Raw genomic sequence first — 26,922 nt, forward strand, 5'->3', positions numbered from 1 at the left:
TAAAATAGGGCAATAGCAACGCTTTTCTACGGTGAAAGATTTGACCTCTACTCCCGACTCAGCTTCGGTTCGTGTTCAACCCGACTCCTACCTGACCCTGCACTATCGTATTGAACTCGTCTCAGGACCGGCGGCCGGTTCGGTGTTCGCCGACACCTTTGGCGAACGTCCGGCCACCTTGCAGATGGGCATGGGCCAATGGGCTCCCGGCATGGAGGAAGCCTTGCTGAATCATGCCGAAGGCGAACGCTTTTCCTTCGACCTGCCCGCGGCCCAGGCTTACGGCGATCGCAATCCCGAGCTGCTGCAACGTGTCACCCGGGCCATGATGGCCCAGAATGCCGACCCCGAGTCCCAGTTCGAAGCCGGCGACATGGTGGAGTTTTCGGCGCCTAACGGTGGCCGTTATTCCGGTGTCCTAAAGGAAATCAACGACGATACTGCCTTGTTCGACTTCAATCATCCGTTGGCCGGTGCCGACCTGCGCATTGAAGTGTCCCTGCTTGGAGTCCTGTAATGTCCGATCAAAGTCCTGTGCATGCCGATATCGAGGTCGTGCTTGCTCAGCCACGAGGCTTTTGTGCCGGTGTGGATCGCGCCATCGATATTGTCGAGCGGGCGCTTGAGCTGCACGGCGCGCCCATCTATGTGCGCCACGAAATTGTCCACAACCGCTATGTGGTCCAGGACCTCAAGCAGAAAGGCGCGATTTTCATCGACGAGCTTCACGAAGCGCCTGCCGGTTCTATTGTCGTGTTCTCGGCTCATGGCGTTGCGCAGGCGGTACGCGCCGAAGCTGCCGAAATGGGCTTGAAAGTGTTCGATGCGACGTGTCCGCTGGTGACCAAAGTCCATATCGAGGTGGCAAAGATGCGTGCGGCCGGCCGTGAAATCATTATGATCGGTCACCGGGGGCACCCCGAGGTGGAGGGTACGCTGGGCCAGGCGGACGGCGGCATGTATTTGGTAGAAACCTCTGCCGATGTGGCCTCCTTGCAAGTGAGCGATCCCGAGAATCTCGCCTTTGTAACTCAAACCACGTTGTCGGTCGACGACGCGGCCGAGGTGGCACAGGCTTTGCGAAATCGTTTTCCCACCATTATTGAACCCAAGAAAAGCGATATCTGCTATGCCACGCAGAATCGTCAGGATGCCGTCAAGATCATGGCGCCTGACTGCGATCTTGTGTTGGTGGTGGGAAGCCCCAACAGTTCAAATTCGAATCGCTTGCGCGAAGTGGCGGAACGCAAGGGAGCGGCCGCTTATCTTATCGACGGCCCCGAAATGATAGATCCCGCATGGCTAGCCCAGACCAGGCGCGTCGGCGTTACAGCGGGCGCATCGGCACCTGAAGTATTGGTCAACCAGGTTATCGTCCGTCTCAAGGAGCTTGGGGCTGCTTCCGTGCGCACGCTGGCCGGTACACCCGAGAACGTATCGTTCCCGCTGCCCAAGGAACTCTCGCGCAAAGTCAAGGAAGCCTGATGAAACTTTATGGTTACTTTCGCAGTTCAGCCGCGTACCGTGTCCGGATTGCCTTGAATCTCAAGAATTTGCCATACGAGACCGTGCCGGTGCACTTGCTCAAGGACGGCGGCCAGCAGCTGGCTGCGCCGTACCGCGAGCTGAATCCTACGTGCCTGGTGCCCACCCTGCAGGAAGGCGACTGGGCGCTTGGGCAGTCGATGGCCATCCTCGAGTATCTGGAAGAAACTCATCCCAATCCGCCCCTGTTGCCCGTCGATGCAAGACAGCGTGCCAGGGTGCGGGCCATTGCACAGTTCATTGCCTGCGATATCCATCCGCTCAATAATCTGCGGGTGTTGAAGTACCTGAAGCATGAACTCAAGGTCGACGAAGAGGCCAAGAATGCCTGGTACCGTCATTGGGCAGAGCAAGGATTGGCTGCGGTCGAGGCGATGCTGGCCGGGCATCCGGCCACTGGCCGATATTGCCATGGCGACCAGCCGTCGTTTGCTGATGTGTGCCTGGTGCCGCAGCTGGCGAATGCGCGTCGCTTTAATTGCGATCTGGGCGCCATGCCCACCATCACGCGTATCGACGCCGCATGTGCCGAACTACCCGCCTTCCAACAGGCCGCCCCTGGCAGTCAACCAGACGCCGAAGCTTGAAACACCGTTGGTAATATCCAGGGGGCCGTGCCCCATCGTGGTTAAATGGGCCCCACGATTTTGGCCTTGATTGTCCTGCGCGCCGCGCGCGCGTGGTCCCGCTGCAATGAAATAGAACAGGAACATAATGAAGAAAAGCACTGGTGTAGTTGGGGTAGTGGTAATTCTGGGCGTAGCCTATCTGGGCGCCACCTGGTATGTGGGAAAGCAGGCACAAGCCGCTGTAGAGCGGGTTGTGGCGCAGGCCAATGAACGCGTGGTCAAGATGCTCGGGGCTGACATGGGCACCAACAGCATCAGGATAGAAATCAACGATTATCAGCGCGGCTGGTTCTCGTCCGAGGTGAGCTATACCTTGTTCCTGAAAGACGAAGACGGCAAGCCGCTGGAACTGAAACTGCACGATAAGCTGCAGCATGGGCCGCTACCCGTCAGCGCATTGAGTTCGGGCGATTTCATGCCCATGCTCGCGCATAGCCAGGCACACCTGCTTGCTACGCCGGCGACCCAGAAGTGGTTCGATAGCCAGAATGGCAAGTCCCCCTTGAATATTGAGACCCGCGTGGGTTTTGGTGGCACGGGCAAGTCCGTCTGGAGTTTCTCCCCGGCTGAACTGGTTGAGGACGGCGAAAAGATATCCTTCAGTGGCGGCGCCATCGAGATGGATTTCACCAATGACTTCAATGACAATACCGCGACGGGTCAGGTCGCCTCTTTCTCGATCACCAATGAGCAATCGGGTGAAAACCTGCTGATCAAGAACATCCAGGGCAGCAGCAAAACCACGATGTCCAACGAAAACGACGTATCGACGCAGAGTAGCGCGACGGTCGATTCCCTGGCCATAGACAGTCCGGACGGCGGCGCCGTGGTACTGGAGAAAATTGCCATGGCCGTGGATAGCCAGCAAAAAGGCAAGTTGCTGGACGGCGCATTACGTTACGATTTTGGTCGTATTGCTGTCGGCGAGATTGACCTGGGCAGCGTATCGGTAGGCGCCAAGGCGCGCCAGCTCGATGTCGATGCACTGACCGAGTTGGGCAAGACGTACGATGCGATTGTCGCCAGGGCTGATATTTCCGCTGACGAGGAACTGGTGCTTACCGACGCCGAAGAAGCTGTCATGCGTGAAAAGCTGGTTGCCTTACTGGCTTCCAGCCCATCGGTTTCCATTGATCCGCTAATCTGGAAGAATGCACATGGCGAAAGCAAGGCCGGCTTGCACCTTGATCTTGCCAGCCCGAGCAATGCACAGGAACAGCGCACCGATGTATTGCTTGCCGAAGTACTGAAGCGGGTGAAACTCGATCTCACCATTTCCAAGCCCATGCTCATCCAGGCATTTGGTCAGGTAGAAAGCGATCCGCAGCAAGCGCAGCAGATGCAAATATTGGGCGCCATGATTTACGATCAGTACGTCGCACGCCTGAGTGGCGCCGGCCTTGTCGTCGTTGAGGGCGACACGGCAAGCGCTGCGATCCTGTATGAAAATGACAAAGTCGACCTTAATGGCCAGGCGATGTCAGTGCCGGAATTTCTTCAGCGTGCCATGAGCGCGGTAATGTAACGATTAAAAGTAGTCCAGCATGGTCTTGTACTGGGGAGTGGACACCGCGAGCAAATCAAAAGAGGGCAAGTCATGGCCATTGTCGATTTCGCAAAAATCCACTCCCGGAAAGCTTACTGACTGAATCCAGCTCGGCAGCAGGCCGATACCCATCTCTCCTGCCACGCAGGCCAGCACCGTCATGGTTCGATTGGCGTGCTGGTTGACCTTGAGTTCGCATTTCCGCTTGCGGATCGCTTCGGCAATGCCAAAATACATGTGGGGCAGCTGTTCTCTTGGATAAAGAATCAGCCCGTACTGCGCCATTTCCTCCAGGGTGATTCTGCCTCTTTTATGCCTGGCCAGTTTCTCGGGTACGGCAGCTATCAATTTGTCCTGGCTCAGGATTTTTTGATGTGTGCGTCCATTGATCGCGATCGGGGAGTGCATCAACCCGACGTTTATGATGCCCTGTTCCAGCGCTTTGGCTTGTTCTTCATTTCCCATTTCGAAAAGCTCCAGGGTCAGGCCGGGCGCCAGTTCCTTGATTTTCTTCAAGGCCCTGGGAAGCGCATCAAACAATGCAGACGATACTAAGCCTATCTTCAGGAGCCCGGCGCGCCCCGCTTGGGTGGCCCTTGCTTTTTGTTCGGCCTCCGCCAGCTTCAATAATCCATGACGCACATCGTCAACAATGGCTTGCGCCGCGACGGTAGGGCTTGCTCCGCGCCGGGACCGCTCGAACAATATGACGCCGAGGCTTTTCTCCATTCGGCTGATGGATTGGCTTAGGGCCGGCTGCGCGATATCCAGTTTTTCGGATGCTTTGCTGAGGGTGCCATGTTCAATCACTGCCATGAAGTGTCGTAATTGACTTAGTTGCATATTAAAACATTATGAATAAATATCGTTTCAATAATAGAACAATATGTAATTTTTATCTAGAATGCGACCAGTTCCATAGCGATTACGTATTTTTGTCATTTCCATAGCACGAGTCCTTTTGAAGGATTCGAAAATTTTCGAGTTGTGAATGAAAACACACCTGCTTATTGCCGACCTGTCGGGCAAGATGGTCGACACTCACGCCCATGTATTTCATTCCGGATTGAATGTGTTGCCCACGCGTCGGCATCCACCCGACTACGACGCAACGCTCGATACGTATCTGGCTTTGCTGGACGCAAATGGCTTTTCGCACGGGGTTCTGGTACAGCCCAGTTTTCTAGGGCGCGATAACAGTTTTCTGCTGGCGTCGCTTGAGCGGGCGCAAGGGCGGTGCCGCGGTGTCGTGGTGCTTGACCCGGAACATGATGTCGGTCAGCTCAAGTCCATGAATGACGCTGGAGTAGTGGGTATACGCCTGAACTTGTTTGGCATCGATCCCCCGGACTTAAGGGCTGCGGCCTGGCAGCGGCTGCTCGAGATGGTAAATGTGCTTGACTGGCATGTGGAAGTGCATTGTCCGATCGAGCAATTGCCGAGTGTAGCGAACCCCTTGCTCGCTCGAGGATGCAAGATAGTGGTGGATCACTTTGGCAGACCGGATTTCAACATGGACTTTGAACCAGGCAAGGTGCAAGCCCTGCTTGAATACGCCGCGACAGGACGGGTGTGGGTAAAGCTGTCCGCCGAATATCGGATCTGGCCAGAACAGAACAACGAGCAGCTAAAGATCATGGTGGGGCTGTTTATGCAGCATTTTTCGTCGCAGAGACTGATGTGGGGCAGCGACTGGCCTCATACGGAACATGAGACGCTCACCAGCTATCGTGCCAGTTTGAACTGGCTTATCAACAGTATTGAGAATCCTGACGATGTATTGCAAATGCTTTGCGACACGCCGAAATCATTATTCAAGTTTTAGGAGAATTACATGGCAGTTGCCAAAAAATCCACCACATCCATCGGCGTTTGTACGCGCCTTGTCGTAGCGGCCGCCATGGCTGCCGCTTTCGGGACTGCTGCCGCCTACCCGGATAAAGCCATTACCCTGGTGGTAACTTACCCGCCAGGAGGAACGGTAGATACTGTTGCGCGTGTCATGGGCCCTGAGCTGGCCAAGGTGCTTGGTCAACCCGTGGTCATCGAGAACAAAGGCGGTGCAGGCGGAATGATAGGCGGTGCCTACGTTGCCCGGGCGAAACCCGATGGCTATACCATCATGTTGGACGCCTCCAATTTTGCCCAGAATCCCGCGCTTAGAAGCAAGATGCCTTTTGACGCGATCAAAGACTTCGAGCCTGTTTCCTTATTGCTGAAAGTACCGAATGTATTGGTCATCAATCCTGATTCGCCATTGAAGTCGGTGGCGGAGTTGATAAAGAAAGGCAAGGATGCGACGGATCCTCCTTACTATGCATCGTCCGGAATCGGCTCGGCGCAGCATCTGGCCGGTGAATTGTTCAACGTCAAGGCCGGAACCCAGTTGATGCACGTGGGCTACAAAGGGGGCGGTCCCGCCATGATTGATGTCATGGGCGGCCAAGTGCCTTTGATGTTTGCAAGCCTGGGTTCTTCATGGAATCACATCCGGAACGGCAAACTGACCGCAATTGCAGTGGGCGGAACTGAACGCTCTAAATTGATGCCCAATGTCCCAACCCTGGCTGAATCGGGGCTGGATGGTTATGCTTCTTACGAGTGGAATGGCATTTTCGTACCCGCCGGCACGCCCCAGCCCGTTATCGATCAATTGTCGGCAGCCTTTGCGCAAGTCTTGAAGGACCCTAAAGTCCAGACCCAGCTCGACGGTATCGGGGCCGACGTAATCGGCTCCAGCCCCGCGGAGCTGCGCACTTTCGTCGAATCGGAAATCGCTAAATGGAAGACGGTAGCCCACCAGGCCAATATCAAGCTTGATTAAGCGTTACAGATATTTGTAGCCCGATTCTGCCTGATTTCGGCGTAAAAGCCCCCTGATTGCAGCCGCTAAAAGCGGTCTGGCATCAGGGGGCTGGCTTTTTGTGAGACGTGCCTTCGTCTTGCGCTATGTGTCAGTCCTTGACCGTATGCCAGACACTTTTGAAGTCCTCGCCCTTAGTTTCGCCTGGCTTGGTATCTTCTTTATAGAGGTATAGGGGCTTGCCTTGGTGCGCCCACTGCTTTGAGCCGTCGTCCCGGGTGATGACCGTAAAATCGCCGCTGGAGCTGGCGCCCGATCCGGCGGTGGCTGGTGGCCAATTGGTGGCGCAACCGCCATTGCAGGCGCTTTTTCCACTATTGGGCGTGTCTTTGTCGAAGGTGTACAGAGTCATTCCGTTCTGGTCCACCAGGATATTGCCGCTTTTCTTGATTGGTACGTCTGCCGCCATGGCAGAGGTGCCGGCGGCCACCGCCAATATAAGAACACTTAACAGGTGTTTCATTGGAGCCTCCGAGTTTTGAATACAGCATTTTGCAGACTACTCCCTGTCGCGACTTAACACCATGCAGGGAAATCCCTAGCGCCAATCTGCGTAAAGAACCTCATGATGACGCCGTTAATTGAATATAAATCGTGCATTCAACGGCAGGGCCATCATGGAGGCAACTGTGGCGAACACTAAAACAAGAAACAAGGTGGTAGACAAAGGATGGATGTCCAGGCAATCGCTGGCATTGCGGATGTTTCGGGCAACGTCGGTCGTGACGGCCATTGTGATGTTGGTGGTGACGGCCGCAATGGCGTGGCAAAGCCGGCTTGCCGCCGTTGAGGCCGTACAGCGGGAATTGACGGCGGCTCTCGACGGGACGGACAGGTCGCTGCAAATCGTATTTACCAGCGCCAGTGCACGCGGCCAGGAGCTCATTCCCGTAATGGAACGCGAGCTGGGCGGCATTCCAGTCCTGGATGGCGGCACCATTGATACCGAGGAAGGCGGTGAAGTGCCCCTGATGGTCGTCGAAGACCGCATCGTCAACGGCGATGTCGATACATTGCTGCGTATCAACGCAAACACGGGTGCCGATCCCGCCATCATTGTGCGGTCCGGTGATAAATGGGTGCGCGTGGCAACCTTGTTGCGCGATGGACAAGGCAATATACGGTTGGGTAGTACGGTGGACAGCAAGGACCTGCTGGCGCGTACGCTCGATAGCGGCGAGCCGTACAGTGGATTGGTTCAACGCAATGGCAAGTGGTACGCCATGAGCATAAAGCCTTTGAAGGATGATTCCGGGAACGTATATGGCGGTTTCTCGGTGCGAGTCGACGTACACGCGCAGGTCGATGCTGTTCTGCAGACGGTGGCCAAGGCCAAGGTGGCCGAGTATGGCTCGCTGGGCATCCTGCAGCGTTCAAGCGACGGCAAGCAGTGGCTGCAGGTCGCCGGATCGCAAGGAAAGCCGGGTGAGCCTTTGGCGGCAAGCATGCCGGCCGGCGATGTTGCCACGCTCGAGCGTCTCTATGCGCAACCTAGCGGTTTTTCCGGCTTGAACATGGGCACGGAAAATACCGCCAGGTTCATGGCCTGGCGTACCGTGGAAAACTGGAACTGGATTCTCTACGGAGTAGGGGACCAGAACGCCTTCCTGCTAAAGAGCTACGAGCACTTAGCCATTCAGCTGGCCCTGATGCTGGTCGGAACCTTGCTGATATCGCTATTGGTCGGTTTCGGTGTGTCGCGGATTCTTCGACCAGTACGGCAAGTCATCGAAATCATGGAAAGGCTGGGCGCGGGCGACCTCAGTAACCGCATTGACGATGTACCTGCCAAAAGCAAGAACGAGGTCCATGCCTTGCTTGATAACCTCAAGCGGACTCAACGCAATCTGGAACGCGCCATTTCAGCGGTGCGCGCCGGGGTGGACGAGATCAACGTAGGAGCCACCGAGATAGCCTCGGGTAACGCGGATTTGTCCAGCCGAACCGAGCAACAGGCCGCCTCCTTGCAGGAAACAGCGGCCAGCATGGATCAGCTTGCTGCAACCGTGAAGCAGAATACCGATCACGCCCGTCAGGCAACTGCCCTGGCCGATACGGCCTCTGACGTCGCACATCGTGGCGGTCAAGCCGTTGCAGGCGTCGTGGAAACCATGCAGCGCATTTCGGCGAGCTCGGGAAAAATTGGCGAAATAGTGGGCGTGATCGACAGCATTGCGTTCCAGACCAATATCCTGGCATTGAACGCGGCGGTGGAAGCGGCGCGCGCCGGTGAGCAAGGCAGAGGCTTTGCCGTGGTGGCCGCGGAAGTGCGGTCGCTGGCCCAGCGTAGCGCCGAGGCGGCAAAAGAAATCAAGAAGCTTATTGAGAATTCGCTGTCCGAGATTGATGACGGCGCCGGGCAAGTTGAGGGGGCGGGTCGAACCATGGAAGAATTGCTCTCATCCGTCGGCCGCGTAACGCAAATCATGAAGGAAATCGCCAGCGCATCCGAGGAGCAGTCGATGGGCATCGATCAAGTGAATCTGGCGGTTTCGCAAATGGATGAAGTTACCCAGCAAAATGCGGCCCTCGTGGAGCAGGCCGCTGCTGCTGCCGGCTCCCTGCAGGATCAGGCACGTTATCTGGCGAACTCGGTGGCGATTTTCAAGGTTTCGCCGGTGGCGGAACAGGGCGATCTCGTAGAAGCCCGGCCGATTAAGGAGCGTGAAAGCAGAGCCGCCTTCAATCCCGCCAGACCCGTTCTACAGTAATCCATCTTCGGATTCCATCTGGAGTCCGGGGGTCTTTCCTGTTAGCCCGGTTATTGTTTATGCTCTCCACAGCGTGGCAAGAATCTTGCTGATGTCGCTGGCGCCTTCGGAAACATATCTTCCGGCGTGGCCGCCATCAACACGTAAATCATGCAAACGGGAGCTCAAATGGCCGACCAAGACCGCGCTGGACCCCAGGCTCTGCTGTCGGTGTTCGATGCAGTAACCATCATGGTGGGCTTGGTCGTCGGTATCGGCATCTTTCGAACGCCGTCCATCGTAGCGGCTAACGTCGGCAGCGAACTGATGTTTGTCCTCGTGTGGATACTGGGCGGGGCAATAACGCTGATCGGTGCATTGTGCTATGCCGAATTATCCGCCGCACACCCGAACACGGGCGGCGAATACCATTTCCTGTCCCGCGCGTATGGCCGATCAGTCGCCATGATGTTTGGATGGGCGCGCTGCACGGTCATCCAGACTGGCGCGATCGCGGGCGTAGCCTTTGTGCTGGGGGATTACGCAGCGCAAATCGCGCCGCTAGGTCCGTATGGCCCGGCGATTTATGCCGCCTTGTCGGTAATCATACTGAGCACCGTGAATATCATTGGCTCTACCGAAGGAAAAAACCTTCAGATTGTCGTGACATTTATCGAGGTCCTTGCGGTGGCCGGGATTATCATGTTTGGACTGTTGAGTTCTGTAGAGCCGGCCGCGTCGGTTTCAATGCCGCCCGAGACGGCCGGACTGGGAATGGCAATGATCTTCGTTCTGCTCACCTACGGAGGGTGGAACGAGGCCGCCTACCTGACGGGCGAGTTGAAGGATGCTCCCCGTAATATTGCCAGAGTGCTTACTATCGGCACGGTAGTGGTGGTGGCTTTATACGTGCTCGCCAACGTGGCGCTGCTTTCAACCTTGGGGCTGGATGGATTGCGTAAGTCGGATGCCGTTGCCGCGGACATGATGCGTGTGGTCGCCGGACCGTCGGCAGAAGTTATTGTGACCTTGACGATAGTGATTGCGGCGATCTCGACGCTCAATGCCACCATATTCACCGGTGCCCGGGTGTTCTATTCGATGGCGCGCGATATGACGGTCATGTCCTGGGTCGGAGTATGGGACGGACGCGGCAAGACACCGGCCAACGGTCAGATCATGCAGGCGGTGATTGCGCTTGCGCTGATCGCCATGGGCGCCATTACCCGCGATGGCTTCAAGGCCATGGTCGACTATACCGCGCCGGTGTTCTGGGGCTTTCTGTTAATGGTCGCCATCTCACTTTTCGTTCTGCGCTGGCGTCATCCGGAACGCGTTTTACCGTACAAAGTCCCGTTTTATCCTTTGACGCCGTTTATCTTTTGTTGCACCTGCCTGTACATGCTTTATGCCAGCATTGCTTACACTGGCGTCGCCGGCTTGATTGGCCTTGCAGTGCTTATTTCGGGCATACCGATACTTTTTTTCAAAAAGAAGCTGAAAGAAGAAATGGAGTACTAGCTTCGCCAACGATCAGGAGGCCTGTCTATGCACACACTTCGCAAATGCCTAACCGTCGCTGCACTGTGCATGGTCGCACTGCACCAGCACGTGCCGGCACAGACCGCTACAGCCGACTCATCTACGTTTACACCCAAGGTCGGCCAGTCGGGCAAAGATGTAATCTGGGTGCCTACGTCCCAAGCCTTGGTCGATCAGATGCTCAATGCCGCCAAGTTGACCAGCTCGGATTACCTGGTGGATCTGGGATCGGGCGACGGCAGGACAGTCATCACAGCGGCCAAGCGGGGCGCCAAGGCCCGCGGCATTGAATACGACCCGAATATGGTGGCCCTATCCAAACGAACGGCAAAACTCGAGGGCGTCGACGATAAAGCCACGTTCGAGCACGCCGACATTTTCGAGACCGATTTCTCGGACGCCACAGTATTGACGCTATTCCTGCTGCCGGATCTTAATATCAAGTTACGTCCGACCATACTTAATATGAAGCCGGGTACGCGAGTTCTATCCAACTCTTTCACCATGGGCGACTGGGAGCCGGACGATACGATCGACGTGAAAGAGGGGTGCACGCACTTCTGCACCGCCTACAAATGGATAGTGCCGGCCAAGGTGTCTGGTGCCTGGCGGCTGGATGACAAGGAACTGGTGCTGGATCAATCCTATCAGACGGTTGAAGGAACGCTGCGCAATGGCAGCGATACGCAGCAGATCCGCGATGGCCGCCTCAATGGCACTCAACTTGTCTTTAAGGCGGGGGATGCGACGTATAGCGGCCAGGTCAACGGCAACACAATCAGCGGAACGATAAACGGCGTGAATGGCTGGAATGCGAGTCGGTCTAGCGAGACTGGGTCTGGCGCTGCCGAGACCCGGCCTGGCGAGACCCGGTCTCCTTCCTGATTACTTGACCATTTTTTGAACGCGCTGGACCAATTGGGGATTGGTCTGAATTGCCTGGTTCATGCCGTTGAACTGGTCAACCGTCATCCCTTCGGCGTGCACGGCTTCAACCATTTTCTCGTCGGCTTCCTTGAATACCTTGTTGCGGGTGCCTTCGTCACTGGACCCTTGCAGCTTGGGCGTGTATTCCTGGGAAATCATGGCAACCTTCTGGGATGCCGCTACAAATTTCTGCAGTTGTGCATCGGAGAAATTCGCTGCTGGCGCCGTGGCCGGCGCGCTGGGCGATTGAGAGGGTGCCGCCTGTTGCGCCATGGCGACGCCAGTGCTCAGGCCTAGCGTTAACAGGATAGCGGGCAAGGTTCGGGTGTAACGTCGTTGCATGCAGTCTCCTAGCGTGCGTGAATGACCTTACATGATGACAGCCTAAGAGTAGACTTCAAGGGTTATCCCGTATTGTTTGTTATCCAGGCGCAACGACGGGTAACGCCCGTTTTGGCAGCGACTCGCGCCAAATTCGTTAGACCCGTGCCTGACTTACCCGCTGTCGTGCAATTACGCGTATGCTAATGGGGCCATTTGGCATGTCACTATCGTAGGTCAAGGAGTATTCTCATGGCAAAAGGTCAATTACGCGGTAATAAAGAGGCAAAAAAGCCTAAACAGGCGCCCAAGCCCGCAACACCGGCTTCACCTTTTGGATCTACAGCATCGAAAGGCGTTGACGCCAAGAAAAAATAACGGGGTTCTACACTTCCGTATAGGCATTATGCAAGGGCGCTCCGGCGCCCATACTTATGTGCGCGTGCGGCATGGCTGCGTTGCCGTGACAACCCCCAGCCGCCGCGCCCGACATGGCAGGAGTGATCATGTTTGATATTGAACGTATACGTGCCGATACACCCGCCGCAGAGGGCAAGGTTTTCCTGGCAAGCGCGGGTGCGTCGCTGATGCCGGCGCCGGTGGTTCGGGCGATGCGTGACTATCTTGATCTGGAAGTCGAATTGGGCGGCTATGGGGCATACGATCGCGAGCAGATGCGCCTCGCGCAAGCCTATGCTTCTGCCGCGCGTTTGATAGGTTCCCTACCGCAGGAAATCGCCTTCATGGAGAGCGCCACTGCGGCCTGGCAAATGGCGTTTTATTCCATGTCCTTCGAGGAAGGCGACGTGGTGTTGACCAGCGAAGCGGAGTACGGAGCCAATTTCGTGGCGCTCCTGCAGTTGCGTCAACGCCGGGGCATCGAGATTCGGGTTGTTCCCAGCGATGCCGCCGGAGAGATCGATCTGGATGCATTACATGGCATGATCAGTGCCCGTGTAAAACTGATATGCCTGACCTGGATTCCGACCAATGGGGGCCTGGTCAATCCCGCGGCGGAGGTCGGGAAAATCGCGCGTGCCCATGGCATTGCCTATCTGCTCGATGCGTGCCAGGCGCTAGGGCAGATGCCGGTGGACGTCCAGGCGCTGCAGTGCGATATGTTGACGGCAACCGGACGCAAGTTCTTGCGTGGACCGCGCGGGACAGGTTTCCTGTATGTGCGCAGCGGCTTCATGTCACAGTTGGAACCGCACACCATCGATCATTTTTCAGCGCCGTGGCTTGAGCGGAACCGCTATGGGCTGCGCGACGGCGCGCGCCGCTATGAAACCTGGGAGTCCAATTATGTAGCGCGCGCAGGGCTGGGCGTTGCGTTGGACTATGCGGCGGAAATAGGCATGGTCGCCATTCAGGAGCGTTGTGTGGCGCTGGCCGCCCGATTGCGATCGGGCTTGAAGGCACTGCCGGCCGCGACAGGGTGCGATCTGGGCCGTAATCCGTCGGCAATCGTCTCCTTCACCCTGGAAGGCAAGTCCGCCGAGCAGGTGGTGGAGCTGGCCGCCAACGAAGGGATTACGATAGGCGTGACGTTGCCATCCGGCACGCGTCTGGACGCCGAACGCCGTGGGTTGCCGCCGCTGGTCCGGGCATCCCCGCATTATTTCAATACCGAACACGAAATCGATATCTTGCTGGATTTCCTGCAGTCTATTAAGGCGGGCGGCCCGTGAGCCTGCCCGTGCAGCGCTATGCGAAAAGCTTGTCGTAGGCGGCCAGCAAGGTCTGATGCATCGCGCTGCCCTGCATGTCGGCACCCAGCGTGTCCAGCCCGAAGAATCGCTCGCTGCGGTCCAGCAAAGCTTCGGCCTGGCGGACCGTTACGGCGCCATACATCAACACCAGCGAGCGACGAGCCATTCGTAATCTTCCTGCGTGCTGGTGCTGAAGTTCCAGTCGGAAAACGGGAAATCAGGCGTGTCGCGCATGAAATTCCAGCTGATCACGCCGCTGGAGTCCACGAAATGGATCTCCAGGTTGGTCACGGCGTTGATTTCGCTCATGTCGAAGCCTGGTTCAGGAAAGCCTTCCAATGCGTCGAGCGCGCGGCCCTGCAGCAGTTCGGTCATTGCGCTCCAGCGCAATTTCAAGGCGCGGGTGGGCGCCATAACTGGAGAATACGCCCTGGTCTTTGGGATGTACCAGCGTCACATTCATGACCGGGTAGCGTCCGCCCAACGAGGCATCCTTGACCAGGATGCCGAAACCCGCCTTGCGCAAGCCTGCGATACCCGCCTGGATGTTAGGAAAGCGCGCTATGACTTCGTCAGGCACTTCGGGCAGGCTCAGCCCTTCGCTGATGATGCGGTACTTGACGCTGCGCTCGAAAATCTCGGACAGGGCTTGAGTCCGTGCTTCCATCATCGTGTTGCCGGCCGCCATGCCGTTACTGACGTAGAGGTTGCCGATGATGTTGACCAGATTCCGTCAACCTCATGCAGCAACGACGATTCATTCAGATGGAAGCCCCGTGTTTCTAGCTTCTCCCGCATGGTCCTGATCGTGGATTCAAGGGAGGCGTCTTTGCCGGGGATAAAGCTCTCGATTGTCATGCGGTGGAAGATCTCGGTGGCAGAAGAAAAAAGCCGGCGATGGCCGGCTTTGAAAAGTCTAAAAATGCTGCTTGATGATTTCGTCGAAAGCTTGTTCAGCAGACATGCCGTTCTTCATGAGCGTGCTGATATCTGCCGAGTGCTTCTGGATGCCCTCGGGCAAGGTTTCCCGATTGGCCTTGAAGTACGCGTACTTGTCATGCTCGACGGTATCAATGACCTGGGCCACGGGTGTGTAGCTGCTGCGGGTGCCGCTGGATGCGGTCCTGGGCGTGCTTGCGCGTGCCCGGGTGACTGTCTTGGCGCCGCCGCCCTTCATCACAGTCTTGACGGCTTCAAGTGTAAAGACGGCCGATAGCGTGTCGCTGACATTGCCGTCGGAGTTCAGGCTCATCAACAGGTTTTTTTTGTCAAATGCCATTTTTTTGCCGGCATTGTTGATGACTTGATAATTCGGACGTTGCGCATTACCGGGTAGTTCAAACTGCACGTTGGGGCCGTAGGACTCCATTTTTTCGATGACGTCTTTCAGGAAATCTGCGCTTAATGAGTCTAAGTTGCCATTCCAGCGTTTGCTTCTTTTCGTGTTCAAGATGGGTCGCTTCCAATACTGTGGTCTAAATCCAGGGACGGAGTATTTTACGCTTTTTAGCGGGAAGCCAGCGGGACTGCTGAAACGGTGGTGCCTGAGAGCGTGCCAGGCCCGTGGGTCACCGGGTGTCCGCCAGCATGCCTTCAATTTCGATGAAAGCAATGATTTCATCAAGCCCCACGCCGTTCTTGATGGTGCCCATGACAAATGGACGGTCCCCGCGCATGCGCAGCGTGTCTTCTCTCATTATTTCCAGCGAGGCGCCGACGTAGGGGGCGAGGTCGGTCTTGTTGATGACAAGGAGATCGGATTTTGTAATGCCAGGTCCGCCTTTGCGGGGTATTTTCTCGCCGCCTGCGACGTCGATGACATAGAGTGTCAGGTCGGAGAGTTCGGGGCTGAACGTGGCGGCAAGGTTGTCTCCGCCCGATTCCACGAAGACGATGTCCGCGTCGGGAAACCGGCCCAGCATCCGGTCTATCGCCTCCAGATTGATGGAGGCGTCTTCACGTATTGCCGTATGAGGGCAGCCGCCGGTTTCGACACCCATGATGCGCTCGGCCGGCAGGGCGCCTGAAATCGTCAGCAAGCGCTGGTCTTCCTTGGTGTAGATATCGTTGGTAATGGCGATCAGGTCGTACTTTTCCGACATTCGCTTGCACAGCATTTCCAGCAAGGTGGTTTTACCGGATCCAACCGGACCGCCTACGCCGATACGCAGCGGCGGCAGGGACTTGGTACGCGATGGCGGTGTGGTGCCGAAGTTTCGATGGGTGGGCATAATGCGGCCTTTCTTCAGGATCGGAATAAACGGGAGTACTGGGTCTCATGGCGGGACGACAGGATGGCAAGTTGTGGCGCGAGCGTATGGATGCGAGGCGGCCGGTGTGCCGCGCGACTCAGAGCCTCGCTGCATAGGGCGGGTATGCCTAGGCGCAATTGGTTCAGGATGCGTTGCCCGGACATTTGCCCAAGGGGTACGGTCTTTATGGCGGCCATGACCTGGTTTTCCAGCCACGCAAAAATGTACGCCGCCATTCCGCTTGTCTGGTTGATGCCCAATGCGTGCACGCAATAGGCATGGGCGGTTGGCAAGGTGACGGTCGGCAGCGCGAGTATGCGTTCGCGTGTTGCCGCCTCGCCCCATTCCAGGTCGGTGGCGAGCTTCACCAACGACCATCCCATCTGTTCGGTTTCCTGGCGCATTTCGCGAGTTTCCCGCGAGGAATGGAACCATTTGTTCCAGTAGCCCAGTCCCTGCCAGTTCGCGTCGGCCCAGCCGGTGAACAACAACGCCCACACTGGGGCTTCGCATTGCGCGATGACCAGTTCCAGCTGTTGCCGTATCCATGCGCAGGCGGTCGCTTCATCGTGGACCAGTTCCAGGTCCACGGCGGCTTCGAAACCTTGCGAATAACTGTAGCCGCCTATAGGCAATGCAGGCGACGATAGCTGCAGCAGGGCCGTAAGCTGGCGGGTATCCATGCCACCCTTACTTGTGGGGATGTTCATGCTTGTGAGGGTGTTCATGCGTATGCCCGTCGTGCGCGGCATAGGCCGACTGCGCCAGTGCATAGTCTTCGGCAAACGTCTCATCGTGGCCATGCTTGTGTCCGCCGCCGTAGGCGCCCGCATCAGGTTCGAACGGCGACTGCACCGTGGCTATCGTGATGCCGCCCAACTGATTCAGCATATCGACAAGGATTGGATCGTACTCGAATTGCAGATAGTCCGGACCGATTTCGACGAGGATGTGGCGGTTTCCCAGGTGATACGCGGCGCGAGTCAACTGGAGCGGATTCCGGGCGCCGACACGTACGACGGGTTCGATGGCGGCGTGTACCGCGATGAGCTTGCCATCGTCCGCCACCAGGATGTCGCCGTGGCGCAGCACCGTGCCCTGGTTCAGGATCAGGCCGACCACCTCGCCGTTGTCCAGCTTGATACGCTGGCGGCTGCGGCAGCGCAATGAGTACGCCAGGATTGCCTTAGGGGCGTTATTGATGAGTGAGGGTGCAAGGTGCGCGTCGCGCAGATGCTTTCTGATAATACGCATGGCTAGAAGAGGAAGTAGCGTTGCGCCATGGGCAGCACGGTGGCGGGCTCGCAGCTCAGCAGCCGGCCGTCGGCCATGACTTGATAGGTTTGTGGATCGACCGTAATGTGCGGCAGCCAGTTGTTGTGCACCATGTCTTTCTTGCCGACGCTTCGGCATCCGTGGACGGCTTCCAGGGTCTTGGTCAGGCCCAGCTCATGAACGGCGGGATTCGCCATGCCGGCTTGCGACAGGAAGGTGATGGAAGTCTTTAGCGCTTTGCCGAAACTGCCGAACATGGGCCGGAAAAGCACGGGCTGCGGCGTGGAGATGGACGCGCCCGGATCGCCCATGCTGGCCGCCGCAATCATGCCGGCCTTGAGCACCATGCTGGCTTTGACGCCAAAGAAAGCGGGTCGCCACAGCACGATATCGGCCAGCTTGCCCACTTCGATCGAACCGACTTTATGGCTGATGCCGTGCGCCAAAGCCGGGTTGATGGTGTACTTGGCGATGTAGCGCTTGATGCGCTGGTTATCGGCGCGTGCGCTGTCGCCCTCCAGTGCGCCCCGCTGCGTCTTCATCTTGTCGGCGGTCTGCCAGGTGCGCAGCACGACTTCGCCGATGCGCCCCATGGCCTGCGAATCCGAACTCATGATGGAGAATGCACCCAGGTCGTGGAGCACATCTTCGGCGGCGATGGTTTCGCGGCGTATGCGGCTTTCTGCGAATGCAACGTCTTCGGCAATGGAAGAATCGAGGTGGTGGCAGACCATCAGCATGTCCAGGTGCTCTTCGACGGTGTTGACGGTAAAGGGCATGGTGGGGTTGGTGGAGGCGGGCAGTACATTGGGCATGCCGGCCGCCCGGATGATGTCGGGAGCATGGCCGCCTCCGGCTCCTTCAGTATGAAAGGAGTGGATGGTGCGCCCCTTGAAGGCCTTGAACGTATCCTCGACGAAACCGGATTCGTTCAGGGTATCGCTATGGATGGCGACCTGCACATCGGTCTGGTCGGCCACCGTCAGGCAGGTATCGATAGCGGCGGGAGTGGTTCCCCAATCCTCGTGCAGCTTCAGGCCTATGGCGCCGGCTTGCACCTGCTCCAATAGCGGCGCTGGCTTGCTGGCGTTGCCTTTGCCCAGCAGGCCGATGTTCATGGGAAATGCGTCCAGCGCACTGAGCATGGAGTGGATATGCCAGGGACCTGGCGTGCAAGTGGTCGCGAGGGTGCCGGTGGCGGGGCCCGTGCCCCCGCCTATCATGGTGGTGATGCCGCTGGCCGTGGCTTCTTCGATCTGCTGAGGACAGATGAAGTGGATGTGCGAATCAATGGCGCCCGCTGTGATGATCATGCCTTCGCCGGCAATCACTTCGGTGGCTGGGCCTATCACGATGGTGACGCCAGGCTGGATATCCGGATTGCCGGCTTTTCCTATGCCCGAGATCAGGCCGTTCTTGATTCCGATGTCGGCCTTGATGATGCCGGTGATCGCATCGATGATCAGCGCGTTGGTGATCACGCTGTCGACGCAATCGGCGCTCATGCGCTGGCTTTGCCCCATTCCGTCGCGTATGACCTTGCCGCCGCCGAACTTCACTTCTTCACCGAAAATGGTGTGGTCGTGCTCGACTTCGGCCAACAGTCCAGTGTCGGCAAGGCGGACCCGGTCGCCCACGCCGTTGGCGATAGTGGGACCGAATATCTCGGCATAGGCGCGTCGTGAAATGGCTACCATCAGAGTGGCCCCATAACGGCGGCATTAAAACCGTAGACAACGCGGTCGCCGTCCAGCCGCAGCAGCTCGACCGTGCGCTTCTGGCCCGGCTCGAAACGCACCGCAGTACCGGAAGTGATATTCAAACGGTATCCGCGGGCCAGTTCCCGATCAAACTCGAGGCTGGCATTGACCTCGGCAAAATGGTAGTGGGATCCGACCTGTACGGGCCGGTCACCGACGTTGACGACGTCGACCACGCAGGTGGCGCGGCCGGCGTTCAGTTCGATGTCGCCGGGCTCGGCAATGATTTCACCAGGTATCATGGTTGGCGTCCTGAATTTGAGTTGGCGGATTTTCTGTGCTTCAGGCGGTCGAGGCCAACAGGGATATACCGTATGCGGCAATGCCGGCACCTGTGGCGCGTGCCAGCCACAAGGCTCGTTGTTTAAGTGCGAAGCCGCCAGCCAAGCCCAGTCCGTGCAAGACCAGGGTGCTGAGCATGAAGCCTGCGATAAACGCGGTGGCGCCCGCACCGGCCGGCAATTCGGAACCATGCGCCATGCCATGGAACAAGGCAAAAAAGCCCACCAGAATTGCACTGGCCGGGCCGGGCAGTGTTGCACGGCTCGCCACCAAAAGCCCAAGCACCAGCAAGGACGCCACGATGACGGGCTCTACCCCTGGGAAGCTGAAGCCGGCCATACCCGCCAGTGCGCCCGCCAGCAGCAGGCACAGGAAAGCGATGGGGGTCCAGATGGCCTGGCGCATATTCGTGTGGCTAAGTGCGGCCCATATGCCCACCGCCACCATGGCAAGCAAGTGATCCATCCCGGTCAAGGGGTGAAGCAGTCCGGCTTCGAACATATGGCCGGATAGGGCATGTTCATGTCCGGGGTGCGCCGCGGCGGCACCTGACATAAGGACAAGGGCCGCGGCGCCGGTCGCACTGATAGTCCGGCTGGGTGAATGTGGGCGAGTAGACATATGAAAATTCCCGGATAAATAAAAGATTCGTCAGTGTTGCGGGTACCGCGTCAGATGATGGGCTGATGGACGGTGATCAGCTTGGTGCCATCTGGAAAGGTGGCTTCCACTTGTATGTCGGCGATCATTTCGGGTATGCCTTGCATGACATCGTCACGGTTCAGTATCGTGGTGCCGAACTGCATGAGGTCGGCGACGCTGCGGCCGTCGCGCGCGCCTTCCATCAATGCGGCTGTGATCAGCGCGATCGATTCGGGGTAGTTCAGCTTGACGCCGCGCGCCTTGCGCCGCTCGGCCAGCAGGGCGGCGGTAAAGATAAGCAGCTTGTCTTTTTCACGGGGAGTGAGATCCATTATTTGATTCCTTGTCGAGCTTCAGGTATTCCATAGGCGCAAATGAGCGCCTTGCGTATTCAGCACGAGCGGCCGCATGCGCATCCAGAGCGCGATCAGCAGGCGCTTTACATCCTGCACATGTAGTCCAAGCACGCGAACCAGGCTCAGGCCTTGCTCGTTCGGTTGCGGCATATGGGTCAGGCCCGCCCGCAGGTTTTGGGTCCAGGGCAGGTCGGCGGCAAGGTCGTCGACCTGCTCGGTGCCCAGCATGGGGCCGAATGCCCATAAGGTGGCCAGCACGGGAAAGCCCGATAGACCGTTGCCGCTATGGCGCAAGGGACTGTCGGCATAGAGCTCGCCGGCCTCCAGCCATAGTGCTTCGCCGTCCAGTGTCAGCTCGGTGTTCAACTGCACGCAGCCTTCGTCCCAATGCGTCGCTTTGCCAATGCTGCCCAATTGGGTGATTTCCCATCCTATTGCGCACGCGCCGGTTTGCAGATGCAGGCATGTGCTCATCGACGCTTGGGATTGCTCGAAAAAAATATTCTCCTGGGGTAGCCAGTCCAGGCATGCGTCGGCCGCCAGGTGTATCCGTACATGCTGGGCGGCATGCCGGCCATTGGCCTTGTACCAGCGCGTAGCGCCTGGTGTGCCCAATACGGCATGGGCGCCGTCCCGGACATCGATGTCGATCTCCAGGACGTCGCCGCCGGCAATGCCGGAAGGGGGGTGCAGGATGGTGACGTGGCAGATGCCCGGTCCTTCAGGGTAGAGCGTTTTCTGGACCAGTAGTGGTCCTTCGTGCTTGCGCTTTGCGAGTACGGTTTTGTCCAATCCTTGCCGCGCGAACGTCAGGGCCAGTTTTGCGTGCCACTGGTCGAGGGTTGCGGGATGGGCAAGGGTCAGCATGCTTGTCAGACCGAGAGATGGCTACGGACGTCGTCGCCATCGATTTGAGATTTATCGCCAGCCGCCACTACCTCGCCACGCGACAGCACCACGAACTGGTCGGCCAGCTCGCGGGCGAAATCGAAGTATTGCTCACATAACAAGATGCCGATGTCGCCGCGTTCCCGAAGTAGCCGTATCACTTTGGCAATATCCTTGATGATGGATGGCTGGATGCCTTCGGTCGGTTCGTCCAGTATGACCAATTTCGGCTCGGCAACCAGGGCTCGCGCAATGGCCAGTTGTTGTTGCTGTCCTCCTGAAAGATCGCCGCCGCGGCGCGCCAACATGGATTTGAGCACCGGGAAAAGCTCGAAGATCTCGCCCTTGATCCGCCGCGCCGCCGCGGCGGGCTTGGTCGCCATGCCCATGAGAATGTTTTCTTCCACGGTAAGGCGCGCAAAGATATCGCGTCCTTGCGGCACATAGGCGATACCGCGTGCCGCGCGTTCATGCGGCGCCAGCCGGCTGATGTCCTCGCCATTGAAGACGACACTGCCTGAAGAAACCGGCAGCACGCCCATCAGGCACTTGAGCAGGGTGGTCTTTCCCACGCCATTGCGGCCCAGCAAGGCAAGACACTCGCCCTTTTCCAGCGACAAGGATATTCCCCGCAGTGTATGGCTGCCGCCGTAATATTGGTTGATGGCCTGTACATCCAGCATGTCAGCGTCCCAGGTAAACTTCGATTACGCGCTGGTCCGCCTGGACCTGCGCCATGGAGCCTTCGGCAAGGACCGACCCTTCGTGCAAAACGGTGACCTTGCCATTGCCCGCAATGCTGGTGACAAAGTCCATGTCGTGCTCGACGACCATCAGCGAGTGGCGGCCTTTCAACTCGTTGAGCAGCTCGCCGGTGCGTTCGGTTTCAGCGTCGGTCATGCCGGCTACCGGCTCGTCCAGCAGTAGAAGCATGGGCTCCTGCATCAGCAGCATGCCGATTTCCAGCCATTGCTTCTGCCCGTGGGATAACAGGCCGGCCGGGCGCCATGCCTCGTGCGTCAGCCGTATCAGTTCAAGGGTGGAGCCGATTGCGTCAGCTTGCTGACCGGTCAGTTTTGCAAAAAGGGTGGGCCCCACGCGCTTGTCCGTCTTCATGGCAAGTTCCAGGTTTTCGAAGACGCTGTGGTTTTCGAAGACAGTGGGCCGCTGGAACTTGCGGCCTATCCCGGCATGTGCAATTTCGGTTTCGCTGAGCTTGGTCAGGTCGACGTTCTGGCCGAAGAAGGCCGTGCCGGATGTTGGCGGGGTCTTTCCAGTGATGACGTCCATCATGGTCGTTTTGCCGGCACCGTTGGGGCCGATGATGCAGCGCAACTCACCGACACCAATGTCCAGGTTCAGCTTGTTCAAGGCCTTGAAGCCATCGAAGCTCACGGTGATATCTTCCAGGTAAAGAATTACACCGTGGCGAGTATCGACATCCCGGGTGGCGACATGACCGTACGAGGCATCGCTGCCTGAGTCCGTCATCAGCACCGCCGCCTGGAGTTCCTGCAGTTGTCGTGCGCGCTCGGGTTTCAAGAGGTTCTCCTTGCATGGCGGGCAGTAATTCGGCGCAGCAGTCCCACGATGCCTTGTGGCAGGAACAGCGTCGTCAGCACGAAGATAAGACCGAGCGCATACAGCCAGAACTCCGGCAGCACGCTGGTAAACCACGTCTTGAGTCCATTGACCACGCCTGCGCCCAGGATGGGGCCGATCAGTGTGCCGCGACCGCCGGTGGCCACCCAGATCACCATTTCTATTGACGTTTCGGTGGACATTTCGCTGGGATTGATGATGCCTACCTGGGGCACGTAGAGCGCCCCGGCGATACCGCACATGACCGCCGAAACGGTCCAGACAAACAGCTTGAAGCCGAGAGGGTCGTAGCCGATGAAACGCAGGCGGCTTTCGGAATCACGCAGTGCGGTCAGCACCCGCCCAAGCTTGGACTGTGTGATGGCGCGTGCAAAAACCAGCGCCAGTGCCAGCACGACCAGTGTCGTCCAATAGAGCACGGCCCGTGTGTCGGGGGCGGTGATGTCAAAGCCCAGGATACGCTTGAAATCGGTGAAGCCGTTATTGCCGCCGAAACCTGTGTCGTTGCGAAAGAAAAGCAGCATCGCGGCGAACGTCATGGCTTGCGTGATGATCGAAAAGTACACGCCCTTGATACGCGAGCGGAACGCAAAGTAGCCGAAGATGAATGCCAGCACGCCGGGTACGAGTACGACGAGCAGCATGGCGTATGCAAAGTGATCGGTGAACGCCCAGTACCAGGGATACTCCTTCCAGTCCAAAAACACCATGAAGTCCGGCAGGTGGCTTTGGTACACGCCATCGGAGCCGATGGAACGCATGAGATACATGCCGTGCGCGTAGCCGCCCAGGGCAAAGAATATTCCATGGCCCAGCGACAGGATCCCGGCATAACCCCACACCAAGTCCAGTGCCAGGGCAGCCATGGCGTAGCACATGAATTTGCCCAGCAAGGCGATGGCGTACGAGGATATGTGCAGCGGGTGGTCGGCAGGCAGCACCAGGTTAAGCATGGGGAGCAAGGCAAGTACCACGACGGCCGCCATCAGGCCGGTCCAGGCCTTGGGTGAAAACAGGCGTTGCCGTTGCAGCAGGGCGGGGTGCGTAGCCACCAAAGTAGGCGAAGTCATTCGACGCTCCTGCCGCGCGGCGCAAAGAGTCCTTGCGGACGTTTCTGGACGAAAAGCACGATGAGCACCAGTATTGTGATTTTGGCCAGGACGGCGCCGGCCCAGGGTTCAAGAAACTTGTTCAGGCCGCCCAGGCCCATCGCCGCGATCACGGTGCCGGCCAATTGGCCCACGCCGCCCAGGACGACCACCATGAATGAATCGACGATATAGCCGCGCCCGAGGTCTGGACCTACGTTGCCCAATTGGGATAGGGCGACCCCCCCCAAGCCCGCAATGCCGGAACCCAGGCCGAAGGCCAGCATATCGACACGGCCTGTGGGCACGCCCACGCAGTCGGCCATGCGGCGATTCTGGGTGATGGCGCGCACGAACAGGCCGAGGCGGGTGTGGTTCAGCAGCAGCCATACGAAGAAGACGACCAGCAACGCGAACACGATAATGGCGAGGCGGTTATAGCTGAGTACCAGGCCGCCCAGCAGCGTGACGCCGCCCGACATCCAGGACGGATTGCTGACTTCCACATTCTGCGCCCCAAAGATGGTCCGTACTCCTTGCATGAGAATCAGGCTGATTCCCCAGGTCGCCAGCAGGGTCTCGAGAGGTCGTCCGTACAGCCATCGGATGACGGTGCGTTCCAGCGCCATGCCGACGCCGGCCGTCACCAGGAAAGCCATGGGCAGGGCTGCGATCACATACCAGTCTATCCAGGCCGGCGCGAATTGCCGGAAGAACAATTGCATCAGGTAAGTGACGTAGGCGCCTATCATCAGCAATTCGCCATGCGCCATATTGATCACGCCCATCAGGCCAAACGTAATGGCCAAGCCGAGTGCCGCCAAGAGCAGGACGCTGCCCAGGCTTATGCCGTAGAACAGATTGCCCGCCCACTCAATTTTGCTGAGGTGGCGGTCTATGCTCCGCAATGCGGTCACCGCGGCGGCGCGCACCCCTTCGTCGGGCTCGGCGTAAACGCCTTCGTTGTTCTGGATAAGCAGGCTCGCCAGTATGGGTCGGAACTCCCCGCGCTGGGTGCGGCCCAGTCGCTCGACGGCACGCACGCGCGTGGCGGCATCGGGGCTTTTCAGTTCCAGGCTGGCCTGCGCGACATCCAGTGCGCTTTGCACTTCGGTATCCGTTTCGCGGGATCGCGCCTGAGCAATCAAATCGATGGCCGAGGTGTCCGTGCTTTGCTGCATGCGTTTGGCAGCGGAGAGGCGGACTTGAGCATCGTCGGAGAAAAGTTGCGATATGGCCAGCGCGCCGGTAATGGCGCGCCGTAGCCGGTTGTTGATCATGACGGTGCTGGCGTCGGCGGGAACATCCAGTTCTTCCCCTGTCACCGCGTCGATGGCCGGCTTGCCGTCATGGGCGATCAGGACGCGGCCTTCGGGGGTGGTATGGAGGCTTGCGCTGGATAGCGCCTCAAGCACTTGTGCTGCGCGGGGATTGGCCAGTTGGCCAAGCTGAGAGATAACCCGCAGCTTGGCGTCGGTGTCGCCGTTCGCCAATGGGGCGAGCAGCGCCGCATCGATGTTTGCCGGTTCTGCCGCCAGCGCGCCCGGAGTGAGCGTCACCAGCAGGAGCGTCAGGAAAATCCGGCGCCATAACTTCAGGAATGCGGCGTAGCCCATGGCGAACTCGTCCAATTAAAGACCTTGCTTGTTTTCATTGCCCGCGATGTACGGGCTCCATGGCTGGGCGCGGATGGGACCTTTGGTTTTCCACACCACGTCGAACTGTCCATCGGCATTGATCTCGCCGATGTAGACGGGCTTGTGCAGATGGTGATTGGTCTTGTCCATCTGGATGGTGAACCCATCGGGAGCGGTGAAGGTCTGGCCGCCCATTGCGTCGATGACCTTGTCAACGTCTGTTGTCTTGGCCTGTTCGACGGCTTGCTTCCACATATGGATGCCGATATAGGTGGCTTCCATGGGATCGTTGGTCACGACGGTTGAAGCGTTGGGCAGGTTCCTGGCTTTGGCGTAGGCCTTCCATTTGTCGATGAAGGCCGTGTTGACCGGGTTCTTGATGGACTGGAAGTAGTTCCATGCGGCCAGGTGGCCGACGAGCGGCTTGGCATCCACGCCGCGCAGTTCTTCTTCACCCACCGAAAAAGCCACGACGGGGACGTCGGTGGCCTTCAGCCCCGCATTGCCCAGTTCCTTGTAGAAGGGCACGTTCGAATCACCGTTGATGGTCGATATGACCGCCGTTCTTCCGCCCGTGGAGAACTTCTTGATGTTGGCGACGATGGTTTGATAATCGGAATGGCCGAAGGGCGTGTAGACCTCGTCGATGTCGCTGTCCTTGACGCCCTTGGAATGCAAAAAGGCGCGCAAGATCTTGTTGGTCGTACGGGGATAGACGTAGTCGGTGCCCAGCAATACAAAGCGCTTGGCACCTCCGCCATCTTCGCTCATCAAATACTCAACGGCCGGTATGGCCTGCTGGTTGGGCGCGGCTCCGGTATAGAAGACATTTTTCTCGAGCTCTTCCCCTTCATACTGAACGGGATAGAACAACAGGCCGTTCAGCTCCTTGAAGACAGGCAACACCGATTTGCGCGAGACCGAGGTCCAGGCGCCGAACACGACCGATACTTTGTCCTGTGCCAATAGCTGGCGGGCTTTTTCCGCAAACAAAGGCCAGTTCGATGCGGGATCGACGACCACGGGTTCCAGCTTCTTGCCCAATACGCCGCCATTGGCATTGATTTCCTCGATGGTCATCAGGGCCACGTCTTTGAGCGACGTTTCGGAAATTGCCATCGTGCCGGACAAGGAGTGCAGGATGCCGACCTTGATGGTGTCGGCCGCCAGTGCCTGGGGCATCCAGCCTGATAATGCAAGAAAGCTCACTGCGGTCAATTGCTTGAGGACCAGTCTACGTTTCATGATGACTCCGGAGGGGAAGGAACAGATCGCCTGGAACGGCGCGATCGGAATGAACAACTCCTATCGCTATACGCAATAGTCGTGCCAGTTCCCTGCGTCAGATCATCGTGTGCCGAAATG

The 26,922-nt window shown here is 58.1% G+C and carries 31 protein-coding genes; 11 read left to right on the top strand and 20 right to left on the bottom strand.

Translation table 11 applies throughout. The features are described 5' to 3' along the window. Nucleotides 1-40: 40 nt before the first annotated feature. The 4 genes from CR159_RS01820 (at nucleotide 41) to CR159_RS01835 (ending at nucleotide 3,699) form a co-directional block, all read left to right on the top strand. Complete coding sequence (locus CR159_RS01820; protein WP_102072440.1) at nucleotides 41-517, top strand: FKBP-type peptidyl-prolyl cis-trans isomerase; 477 nt, start codon at nucleotides 41-43, stop codon at nucleotides 515-517. After that, nucleotides 517-1,485 carry a 4-hydroxy-3-methylbut-2-enyl diphosphate reductase gene (gene ispH / locus CR159_RS01825; RefSeq protein WP_102072270.1) on the top strand — a complete coding sequence of 323 codons (969 nt, stop codon included), beginning with the start codon at nucleotides 517-519 and terminating at the stop codon, nucleotides 1,483-1,485. The genes CR159_RS01820 and ispH overlap by 1 nt, the downstream gene beginning before the upstream one ends. Further along, nucleotides 1,485-2,132 (top strand): maleylacetoacetate isomerase, encoded by a 648-nt coding sequence (gene maiA / locus CR159_RS01830; protein WP_102072271.1) that lies wholly within the window; start codon nucleotides 1,485-1,487, stop codon nucleotides 2,130-2,132. Before ispH ends, maiA begins: the two co-directional genes overlap by 1 nt. 127 nt (nucleotides 2,133-2,259) lie before the next feature. After that, nucleotides 2,260-3,699: a YdgA family protein gene (locus CR159_RS01835; protein ID WP_102072272.1), complete on the top strand. Its 1,440-nt coding sequence runs from the start codon at nucleotides 2,260-2,262 to the stop codon at nucleotides 3,697-3,699. A gap of 3 nt (nucleotides 3,700-3,702) precedes the next feature. Here CR159_RS01835 and CR159_RS01840 read toward each other — a convergent pair whose 3' ends face one another. Then, complete coding sequence (locus CR159_RS01840) at nucleotides 3,703-4,563, bottom strand: LysR family transcriptional regulator (RefSeq protein ID WP_102072273.1); 861 nt, start codon at nucleotides 4,561-4,563, stop codon at nucleotides 3,703-3,705. Between the two features lie 148 nt (nucleotides 4,564-4,711). Here CR159_RS01840 and CR159_RS01845 point away from each other — a divergent pair, with 148 nt between their 5' ends. Continuing rightward, the gene (locus CR159_RS01845; RefSeq protein WP_102072274.1) at nucleotides 4,712-5,545 is read left to right on the top strand and encodes an amidohydrolase family protein; all 834 of its coding nucleotides are present in this window, start codon (nucleotides 4,712-4,714) and stop codon (nucleotides 5,543-5,545) included. A gap of 9 nt (nucleotides 5,546-5,554) precedes the next feature. After that, nucleotides 5,555-6,544, top strand: a complete 990-nt coding sequence (locus CR159_RS01850; protein ID WP_102072275.1) for a tripartite tricarboxylate transporter substrate binding protein — start codon at nucleotides 5,555-5,557, stop codon at nucleotides 6,542-6,544. Between the two features lie 130 nt (nucleotides 6,545-6,674). Here the strand turns inward: CR159_RS01850 and CR159_RS01855 are convergent, their stop codons facing one another. Beyond that, nucleotides 6,675-7,046, bottom strand: coding sequence for a COG4315 family predicted lipoprotein (locus CR159_RS01855; RefSeq protein ID WP_102072276.1), 372 nt, complete (start codon nucleotides 7,044-7,046; stop codon nucleotides 6,675-6,677). 166 nt (nucleotides 7,047-7,212) lie between these two features. Here CR159_RS01855 and CR159_RS21630 point away from each other — a divergent pair, with 166 nt between their 5' ends. The 3 genes from CR159_RS21630 to CR159_RS01870 all read left to right on the top strand — a co-directional run bounded on the left by CR159_RS21630 (nucleotide 7,213) and on the right by CR159_RS01870 (nucleotide 11,700). Continuing rightward, nucleotides 7,213-9,294: a methyl-accepting chemotaxis protein gene (locus CR159_RS21630; RefSeq protein WP_199173200.1), complete on the top strand. Its 2,082-nt coding sequence runs from the start codon at nucleotides 7,213-7,215 to the stop codon at nucleotides 9,292-9,294. 168 nt (nucleotides 9,295-9,462) lie between these two features. Next, complete coding sequence (locus CR159_RS01865; RefSeq protein ID WP_102072278.1) at nucleotides 9,463-10,794, top strand: APC family permease; 1,332 nt, start codon at nucleotides 9,463-9,465, stop codon at nucleotides 10,792-10,794. Nucleotides 10,795-10,821: 27 nt separating this feature from the next. Beyond that, the gene (locus tag CR159_RS01870; protein ID WP_102072279.1) at nucleotides 10,822-11,700 is read left to right on the top strand and encodes a class I SAM-dependent methyltransferase; all 879 of its coding nucleotides are present in this window, start codon (nucleotides 10,822-10,824) and stop codon (nucleotides 11,698-11,700) included. Here the strand turns inward: CR159_RS01870 and CR159_RS01875 are convergent, their stop codons facing one another. Continuing rightward, complete coding sequence (locus CR159_RS01875; protein WP_102072280.1) at nucleotides 11,701-12,084, bottom strand: DUF4168 domain-containing protein; 384 nt, start codon at nucleotides 12,082-12,084, stop codon at nucleotides 11,701-11,703. Nucleotides 12,085-12,315: 231 nt separating this feature from the next. On the opposite strand from CR159_RS01875, the gene CR159_RS22075 reads away from it, so the two are divergent. Then, the gene (locus tag CR159_RS22075) at nucleotides 12,316-12,441 is read left to right on the top strand and encodes a hypothetical protein (protein WP_255398713.1); all 126 of its coding nucleotides are present in this window, start codon (nucleotides 12,316-12,318) and stop codon (nucleotides 12,439-12,441) included. A gap of 128 nt (nucleotides 12,442-12,569) precedes the next feature. Beyond that, complete coding sequence (locus CR159_RS01880) at nucleotides 12,570-13,754, top strand: aminotransferase class V-fold PLP-dependent enzyme (RefSeq protein WP_102072281.1); 1,185 nt, start codon at nucleotides 12,570-12,572, stop codon at nucleotides 13,752-13,754. A 16-nt stretch (nucleotides 13,755-13,770) separates the two neighbouring features. On the opposite strand, the gene CR159_RS21750 is transcribed toward CR159_RS01880, so the two are convergent. The 17 genes from CR159_RS21750 to urtA form a co-directional block, all read right to left on the bottom strand. Next, complete coding sequence (locus CR159_RS21750; protein WP_233208130.1) at nucleotides 13,771-13,941, bottom strand: hypothetical protein; 171 nt, start codon at nucleotides 13,939-13,941, stop codon at nucleotides 13,771-13,773. Continuing rightward, complete coding sequence (locus CR159_RS21755) at nucleotides 13,917-14,150, bottom strand: hypothetical protein (RefSeq protein WP_233208131.1); 234 nt, start codon at nucleotides 14,148-14,150, stop codon at nucleotides 13,917-13,919. The genes CR159_RS21750 and CR159_RS21755 overlap by 25 nt, the downstream gene beginning before the upstream one ends. Further along, the gene (locus tag CR159_RS21760) at nucleotides 14,098-14,445 is read right to left on the bottom strand and encodes a YcaO-like family protein (RefSeq protein WP_233208132.1); all 348 of its coding nucleotides are present in this window, start codon (nucleotides 14,443-14,445) and stop codon (nucleotides 14,098-14,100) included. The genes CR159_RS21755 and CR159_RS21760 overlap by 53 nt, the downstream gene beginning before the upstream one ends. 246 nt (nucleotides 14,446-14,691) lie before the next feature. Next, nucleotides 14,692-15,225, bottom strand: coding sequence for a hypothetical protein (locus CR159_RS01890; RefSeq protein ID WP_102072282.1), 534 nt, complete (start codon nucleotides 15,223-15,225; stop codon nucleotides 14,692-14,694). A gap of 118 nt (nucleotides 15,226-15,343) precedes the next feature. Next, the gene (gene ureG, locus CR159_RS01895) at nucleotides 15,344-16,006 is read right to left on the bottom strand and encodes an urease accessory protein UreG (protein ID WP_102072283.1); all 663 of its coding nucleotides are present in this window, start codon (nucleotides 16,004-16,006) and stop codon (nucleotides 15,344-15,346) included. A 14-nt stretch (nucleotides 16,007-16,020) separates the two neighbouring features. Continuing rightward, a complete protein-coding gene (locus tag CR159_RS01900; RefSeq protein ID WP_304528611.1) occupies nucleotides 16,021-16,755 on the bottom strand; it encodes an urease accessory protein UreF in 735 nt (244 codons plus the stop codon). Then, nucleotides 16,718-17,281: an urease accessory protein UreE gene (ureE, locus tag CR159_RS01905; protein ID WP_102072285.1), complete on the bottom strand. Its 564-nt coding sequence runs from the start codon at nucleotides 17,279-17,281 to the stop codon at nucleotides 16,718-16,720. The genes CR159_RS01900 and ureE overlap by 38 nt, the downstream gene beginning before the upstream one ends. Before the next feature lie 2 nt (nucleotides 17,282-17,283). Continuing rightward, nucleotides 17,284-18,999 (bottom strand): urease subunit alpha, encoded by a 1,716-nt coding sequence (gene ureC, locus CR159_RS01910; protein ID WP_102072286.1) that lies wholly within the window; start codon nucleotides 18,997-18,999, stop codon nucleotides 17,284-17,286. Further along, a complete protein-coding gene (locus CR159_RS01915; RefSeq protein ID WP_102072287.1) occupies nucleotides 18,999-19,304 on the bottom strand; it encodes an urease subunit beta in 306 nt (101 codons plus the stop codon). The genes ureC and CR159_RS01915 overlap by 1 nt, the downstream gene beginning before the upstream one ends. A gap of 40 nt (nucleotides 19,305-19,344) precedes the next feature. Continuing rightward, nucleotides 19,345-19,965, bottom strand: a complete 621-nt coding sequence (locus CR159_RS01920; RefSeq protein ID WP_102072288.1) for a HupE/UreJ family protein — start codon at nucleotides 19,963-19,965, stop codon at nucleotides 19,345-19,347. A 50-nt stretch (nucleotides 19,966-20,015) separates the two neighbouring features. Next, nucleotides 20,016-20,318, bottom strand: a complete 303-nt coding sequence (locus CR159_RS01925) for an urease subunit gamma (protein WP_102072289.1) — start codon at nucleotides 20,316-20,318, stop codon at nucleotides 20,016-20,018. A 21-nt stretch (nucleotides 20,319-20,339) separates the two neighbouring features. Next, the gene (locus CR159_RS01930; protein ID WP_102072290.1) at nucleotides 20,340-21,209 is read right to left on the bottom strand and encodes an urease accessory protein UreD; all 870 of its coding nucleotides are present in this window, start codon (nucleotides 21,207-21,209) and stop codon (nucleotides 20,340-20,342) included. Nucleotides 21,210-21,214: 5 nt separating this feature from the next. Further along, nucleotides 21,215-21,913 carry an urea ABC transporter ATP-binding subunit UrtE gene (gene urtE, locus CR159_RS01935; RefSeq protein ID WP_102072291.1) on the bottom strand — a complete coding sequence of 233 codons (699 nt, stop codon included), beginning with the start codon at nucleotides 21,911-21,913 and terminating at the stop codon, nucleotides 21,215-21,217. Nucleotide 21,914: 1 nt separating this feature from the next. After that, nucleotides 21,915-22,721, bottom strand: a complete 807-nt coding sequence (gene urtD, locus CR159_RS01940) for an urea ABC transporter ATP-binding protein UrtD (protein WP_102072441.1) — start codon at nucleotides 22,719-22,721, stop codon at nucleotides 21,915-21,917. A gap of 47 nt (nucleotides 22,722-22,768) precedes the next feature. After that, on the bottom strand, nucleotides 22,769-23,902 hold the full coding sequence (gene urtC / locus CR159_RS01945) for an urea ABC transporter permease subunit UrtC (RefSeq protein WP_102072292.1): 1,134 nt from the start codon (nucleotides 23,900-23,902) through the stop codon (nucleotides 22,769-22,771). Then, nucleotides 23,899-25,536, bottom strand: coding sequence for an urea ABC transporter permease subunit UrtB (urtB, locus tag CR159_RS01950; protein ID WP_102072442.1), 1,638 nt, complete (start codon nucleotides 25,534-25,536; stop codon nucleotides 23,899-23,901). Before urtB ends, urtC begins: the two co-directional genes overlap by 4 nt. A gap of 15 nt (nucleotides 25,537-25,551) precedes the next feature. Further along, nucleotides 25,552-26,802: an urea ABC transporter substrate-binding protein gene (gene urtA, locus CR159_RS01955; RefSeq protein ID WP_102072293.1), complete on the bottom strand. Its 1,251-nt coding sequence runs from the start codon at nucleotides 26,800-26,802 to the stop codon at nucleotides 25,552-25,554. Nucleotides 26,803-26,922: the final 120 nt, after the last annotated feature.

This window comes from Pollutimonas subterranea (genome assembly GCF_002849655.1).
GTDB lineage: Bacteria > Pseudomonadota > Gammaproteobacteria > Burkholderiales > Burkholderiaceae_B > Pollutimonas > Pollutimonas subterranea.

Excerpts from the sequence above, each read along its gene's own strand:
- ureG (WP_102072283.1), bottom strand. The coding sequence starts at position 16,006 with ATGCCCACCCATCGAAACTTCGGCACCACACCGCCATCGCGTACCAAG.
- urtB (WP_102072442.1), bottom strand. The coding sequence starts at position 25,536 with ATGGGCTACGCCGCATTCCTGAAGTTATGGCGCCGGATTTTCCTGACG.
- CR159_RS01900 (WP_304528611.1), bottom strand. The coding sequence starts at position 16,755 with ATGAACACCCTCACAAGCATGAACATCCCCACAAGTAAGGGTGGCATG.
- CR159_RS01915 (WP_102072287.1), bottom strand. The coding sequence starts at position 19,304 with ATGATACCTGGTGAAATCATTGCCGAGCCCGGCGACATCGAACTGAAC.
- CR159_RS21750 (WP_233208130.1), bottom strand. The coding sequence starts at position 13,941 with ATGGCTCGTCGCTCGCTGGTGTTGATGTATGGCGCCGTAACGGTCCGC.
- ureE (WP_102072285.1), bottom strand. The coding sequence starts at position 17,281 with ATGCGTATTATCAGAAAGCATCTGCGCGACGCGCACCTTGCACCCTCA.
- maiA (WP_102072271.1), top strand. The coding sequence starts at position 1,485 with ATGAAACTTTATGGTTACTTTCGCAGTTCAGCCGCGTACCGTGTCCGG.
- urtC (WP_102072292.1), bottom strand. The coding sequence starts at position 23,902 with ATGACTTCGCCTACTTTGGTGGCTACGCACCCCGCCCTGCTGCAACGG.
- CR159_RS01845 (WP_102072274.1), top strand. The coding sequence starts at position 4,712 with ATGAAAACACACCTGCTTATTGCCGACCTGTCGGGCAAGATGGTCGAC.
- CR159_RS22075 (WP_255398713.1), top strand. The coding sequence starts at position 12,316 with ATGGCAAAAGGTCAATTACGCGGTAATAAAGAGGCAAAAAAGCCTAAA.
- urtA (WP_102072293.1), bottom strand. The coding sequence starts at position 26,802 with ATGAAACGTAGACTGGTCCTCAAGCAATTGACCGCAGTGAGCTTTCTT.
- CR159_RS01855 (WP_102072276.1), bottom strand. The coding sequence starts at position 7,046 with ATGAAACACCTGTTAAGTGTTCTTATATTGGCGGTGGCCGCCGGCACC.
- ureC (WP_102072286.1), bottom strand. The coding sequence starts at position 18,999 with ATGGTAGCCATTTCACGACGCGCCTATGCCGAGATATTCGGTCCCACT.
- CR159_RS01865 (WP_102072278.1), top strand. The coding sequence starts at position 9,463 with ATGGCCGACCAAGACCGCGCTGGACCCCAGGCTCTGCTGTCGGTGTTC.
- CR159_RS01835 (WP_102072272.1), top strand. The coding sequence starts at position 2,260 with ATGAAGAAAAGCACTGGTGTAGTTGGGGTAGTGGTAATTCTGGGCGTA.
- CR159_RS01875 (WP_102072280.1), bottom strand. The coding sequence starts at position 12,084 with ATGCAACGACGTTACACCCGAACCTTGCCCGCTATCCTGTTAACGCTA.
- CR159_RS21755 (WP_233208131.1), bottom strand. The coding sequence starts at position 14,150 with ATGACCGAACTGCTGCAGGGCCGCGCGCTCGACGCATTGGAAGGCTTT.
- urtD (WP_102072441.1), bottom strand. The coding sequence starts at position 22,721 with ATGACGGACTCAGGCAGCGATGCCTCGTACGGTCATGTCGCCACCCGG.
- CR159_RS01930 (WP_102072290.1), bottom strand. The coding sequence starts at position 21,209 with ATGCTGACCCTTGCCCATCCCGCAACCCTCGACCAGTGGCACGCAAAA.
- CR159_RS01840 (WP_102072273.1), bottom strand. The coding sequence starts at position 4,563 with ATGCAACTAAGTCAATTACGACACTTCATGGCAGTGATTGAACATGGC.
- urtE (WP_102072291.1), bottom strand. The coding sequence starts at position 21,913 with ATGCTGGATGTACAGGCCATCAACCAATATTACGGCGGCAGCCATACA.
- CR159_RS21760 (WP_233208132.1), bottom strand. The coding sequence starts at position 14,445 with ATGATGGAAGCACGGACTCAAGCCCTGTCCGAGATTTTCGAGCGCAGC.
- CR159_RS01920 (WP_102072288.1), bottom strand. The coding sequence starts at position 19,965 with ATGTCTACTCGCCCACATTCACCCAGCCGGACTATCAGTGCGACCGGC.
- CR159_RS01870 (WP_102072279.1), top strand. The coding sequence starts at position 10,822 with ATGCACACACTTCGCAAATGCCTAACCGTCGCTGCACTGTGCATGGTC.
- CR159_RS01880 (WP_102072281.1), top strand. The coding sequence starts at position 12,570 with ATGTTTGATATTGAACGTATACGTGCCGATACACCCGCCGCAGAGGGC.
- CR159_RS01925 (WP_102072289.1), bottom strand. The coding sequence starts at position 20,318 with ATGGATCTCACTCCCCGTGAAAAAGACAAGCTGCTTATCTTTACCGCC.
- ispH (WP_102072270.1), top strand. The coding sequence starts at position 517 with ATGTCCGATCAAAGTCCTGTGCATGCCGATATCGAGGTCGTGCTTGCT.
- CR159_RS01850 (WP_102072275.1), top strand. The coding sequence starts at position 5,555 with ATGGCAGTTGCCAAAAAATCCACCACATCCATCGGCGTTTGTACGCGC.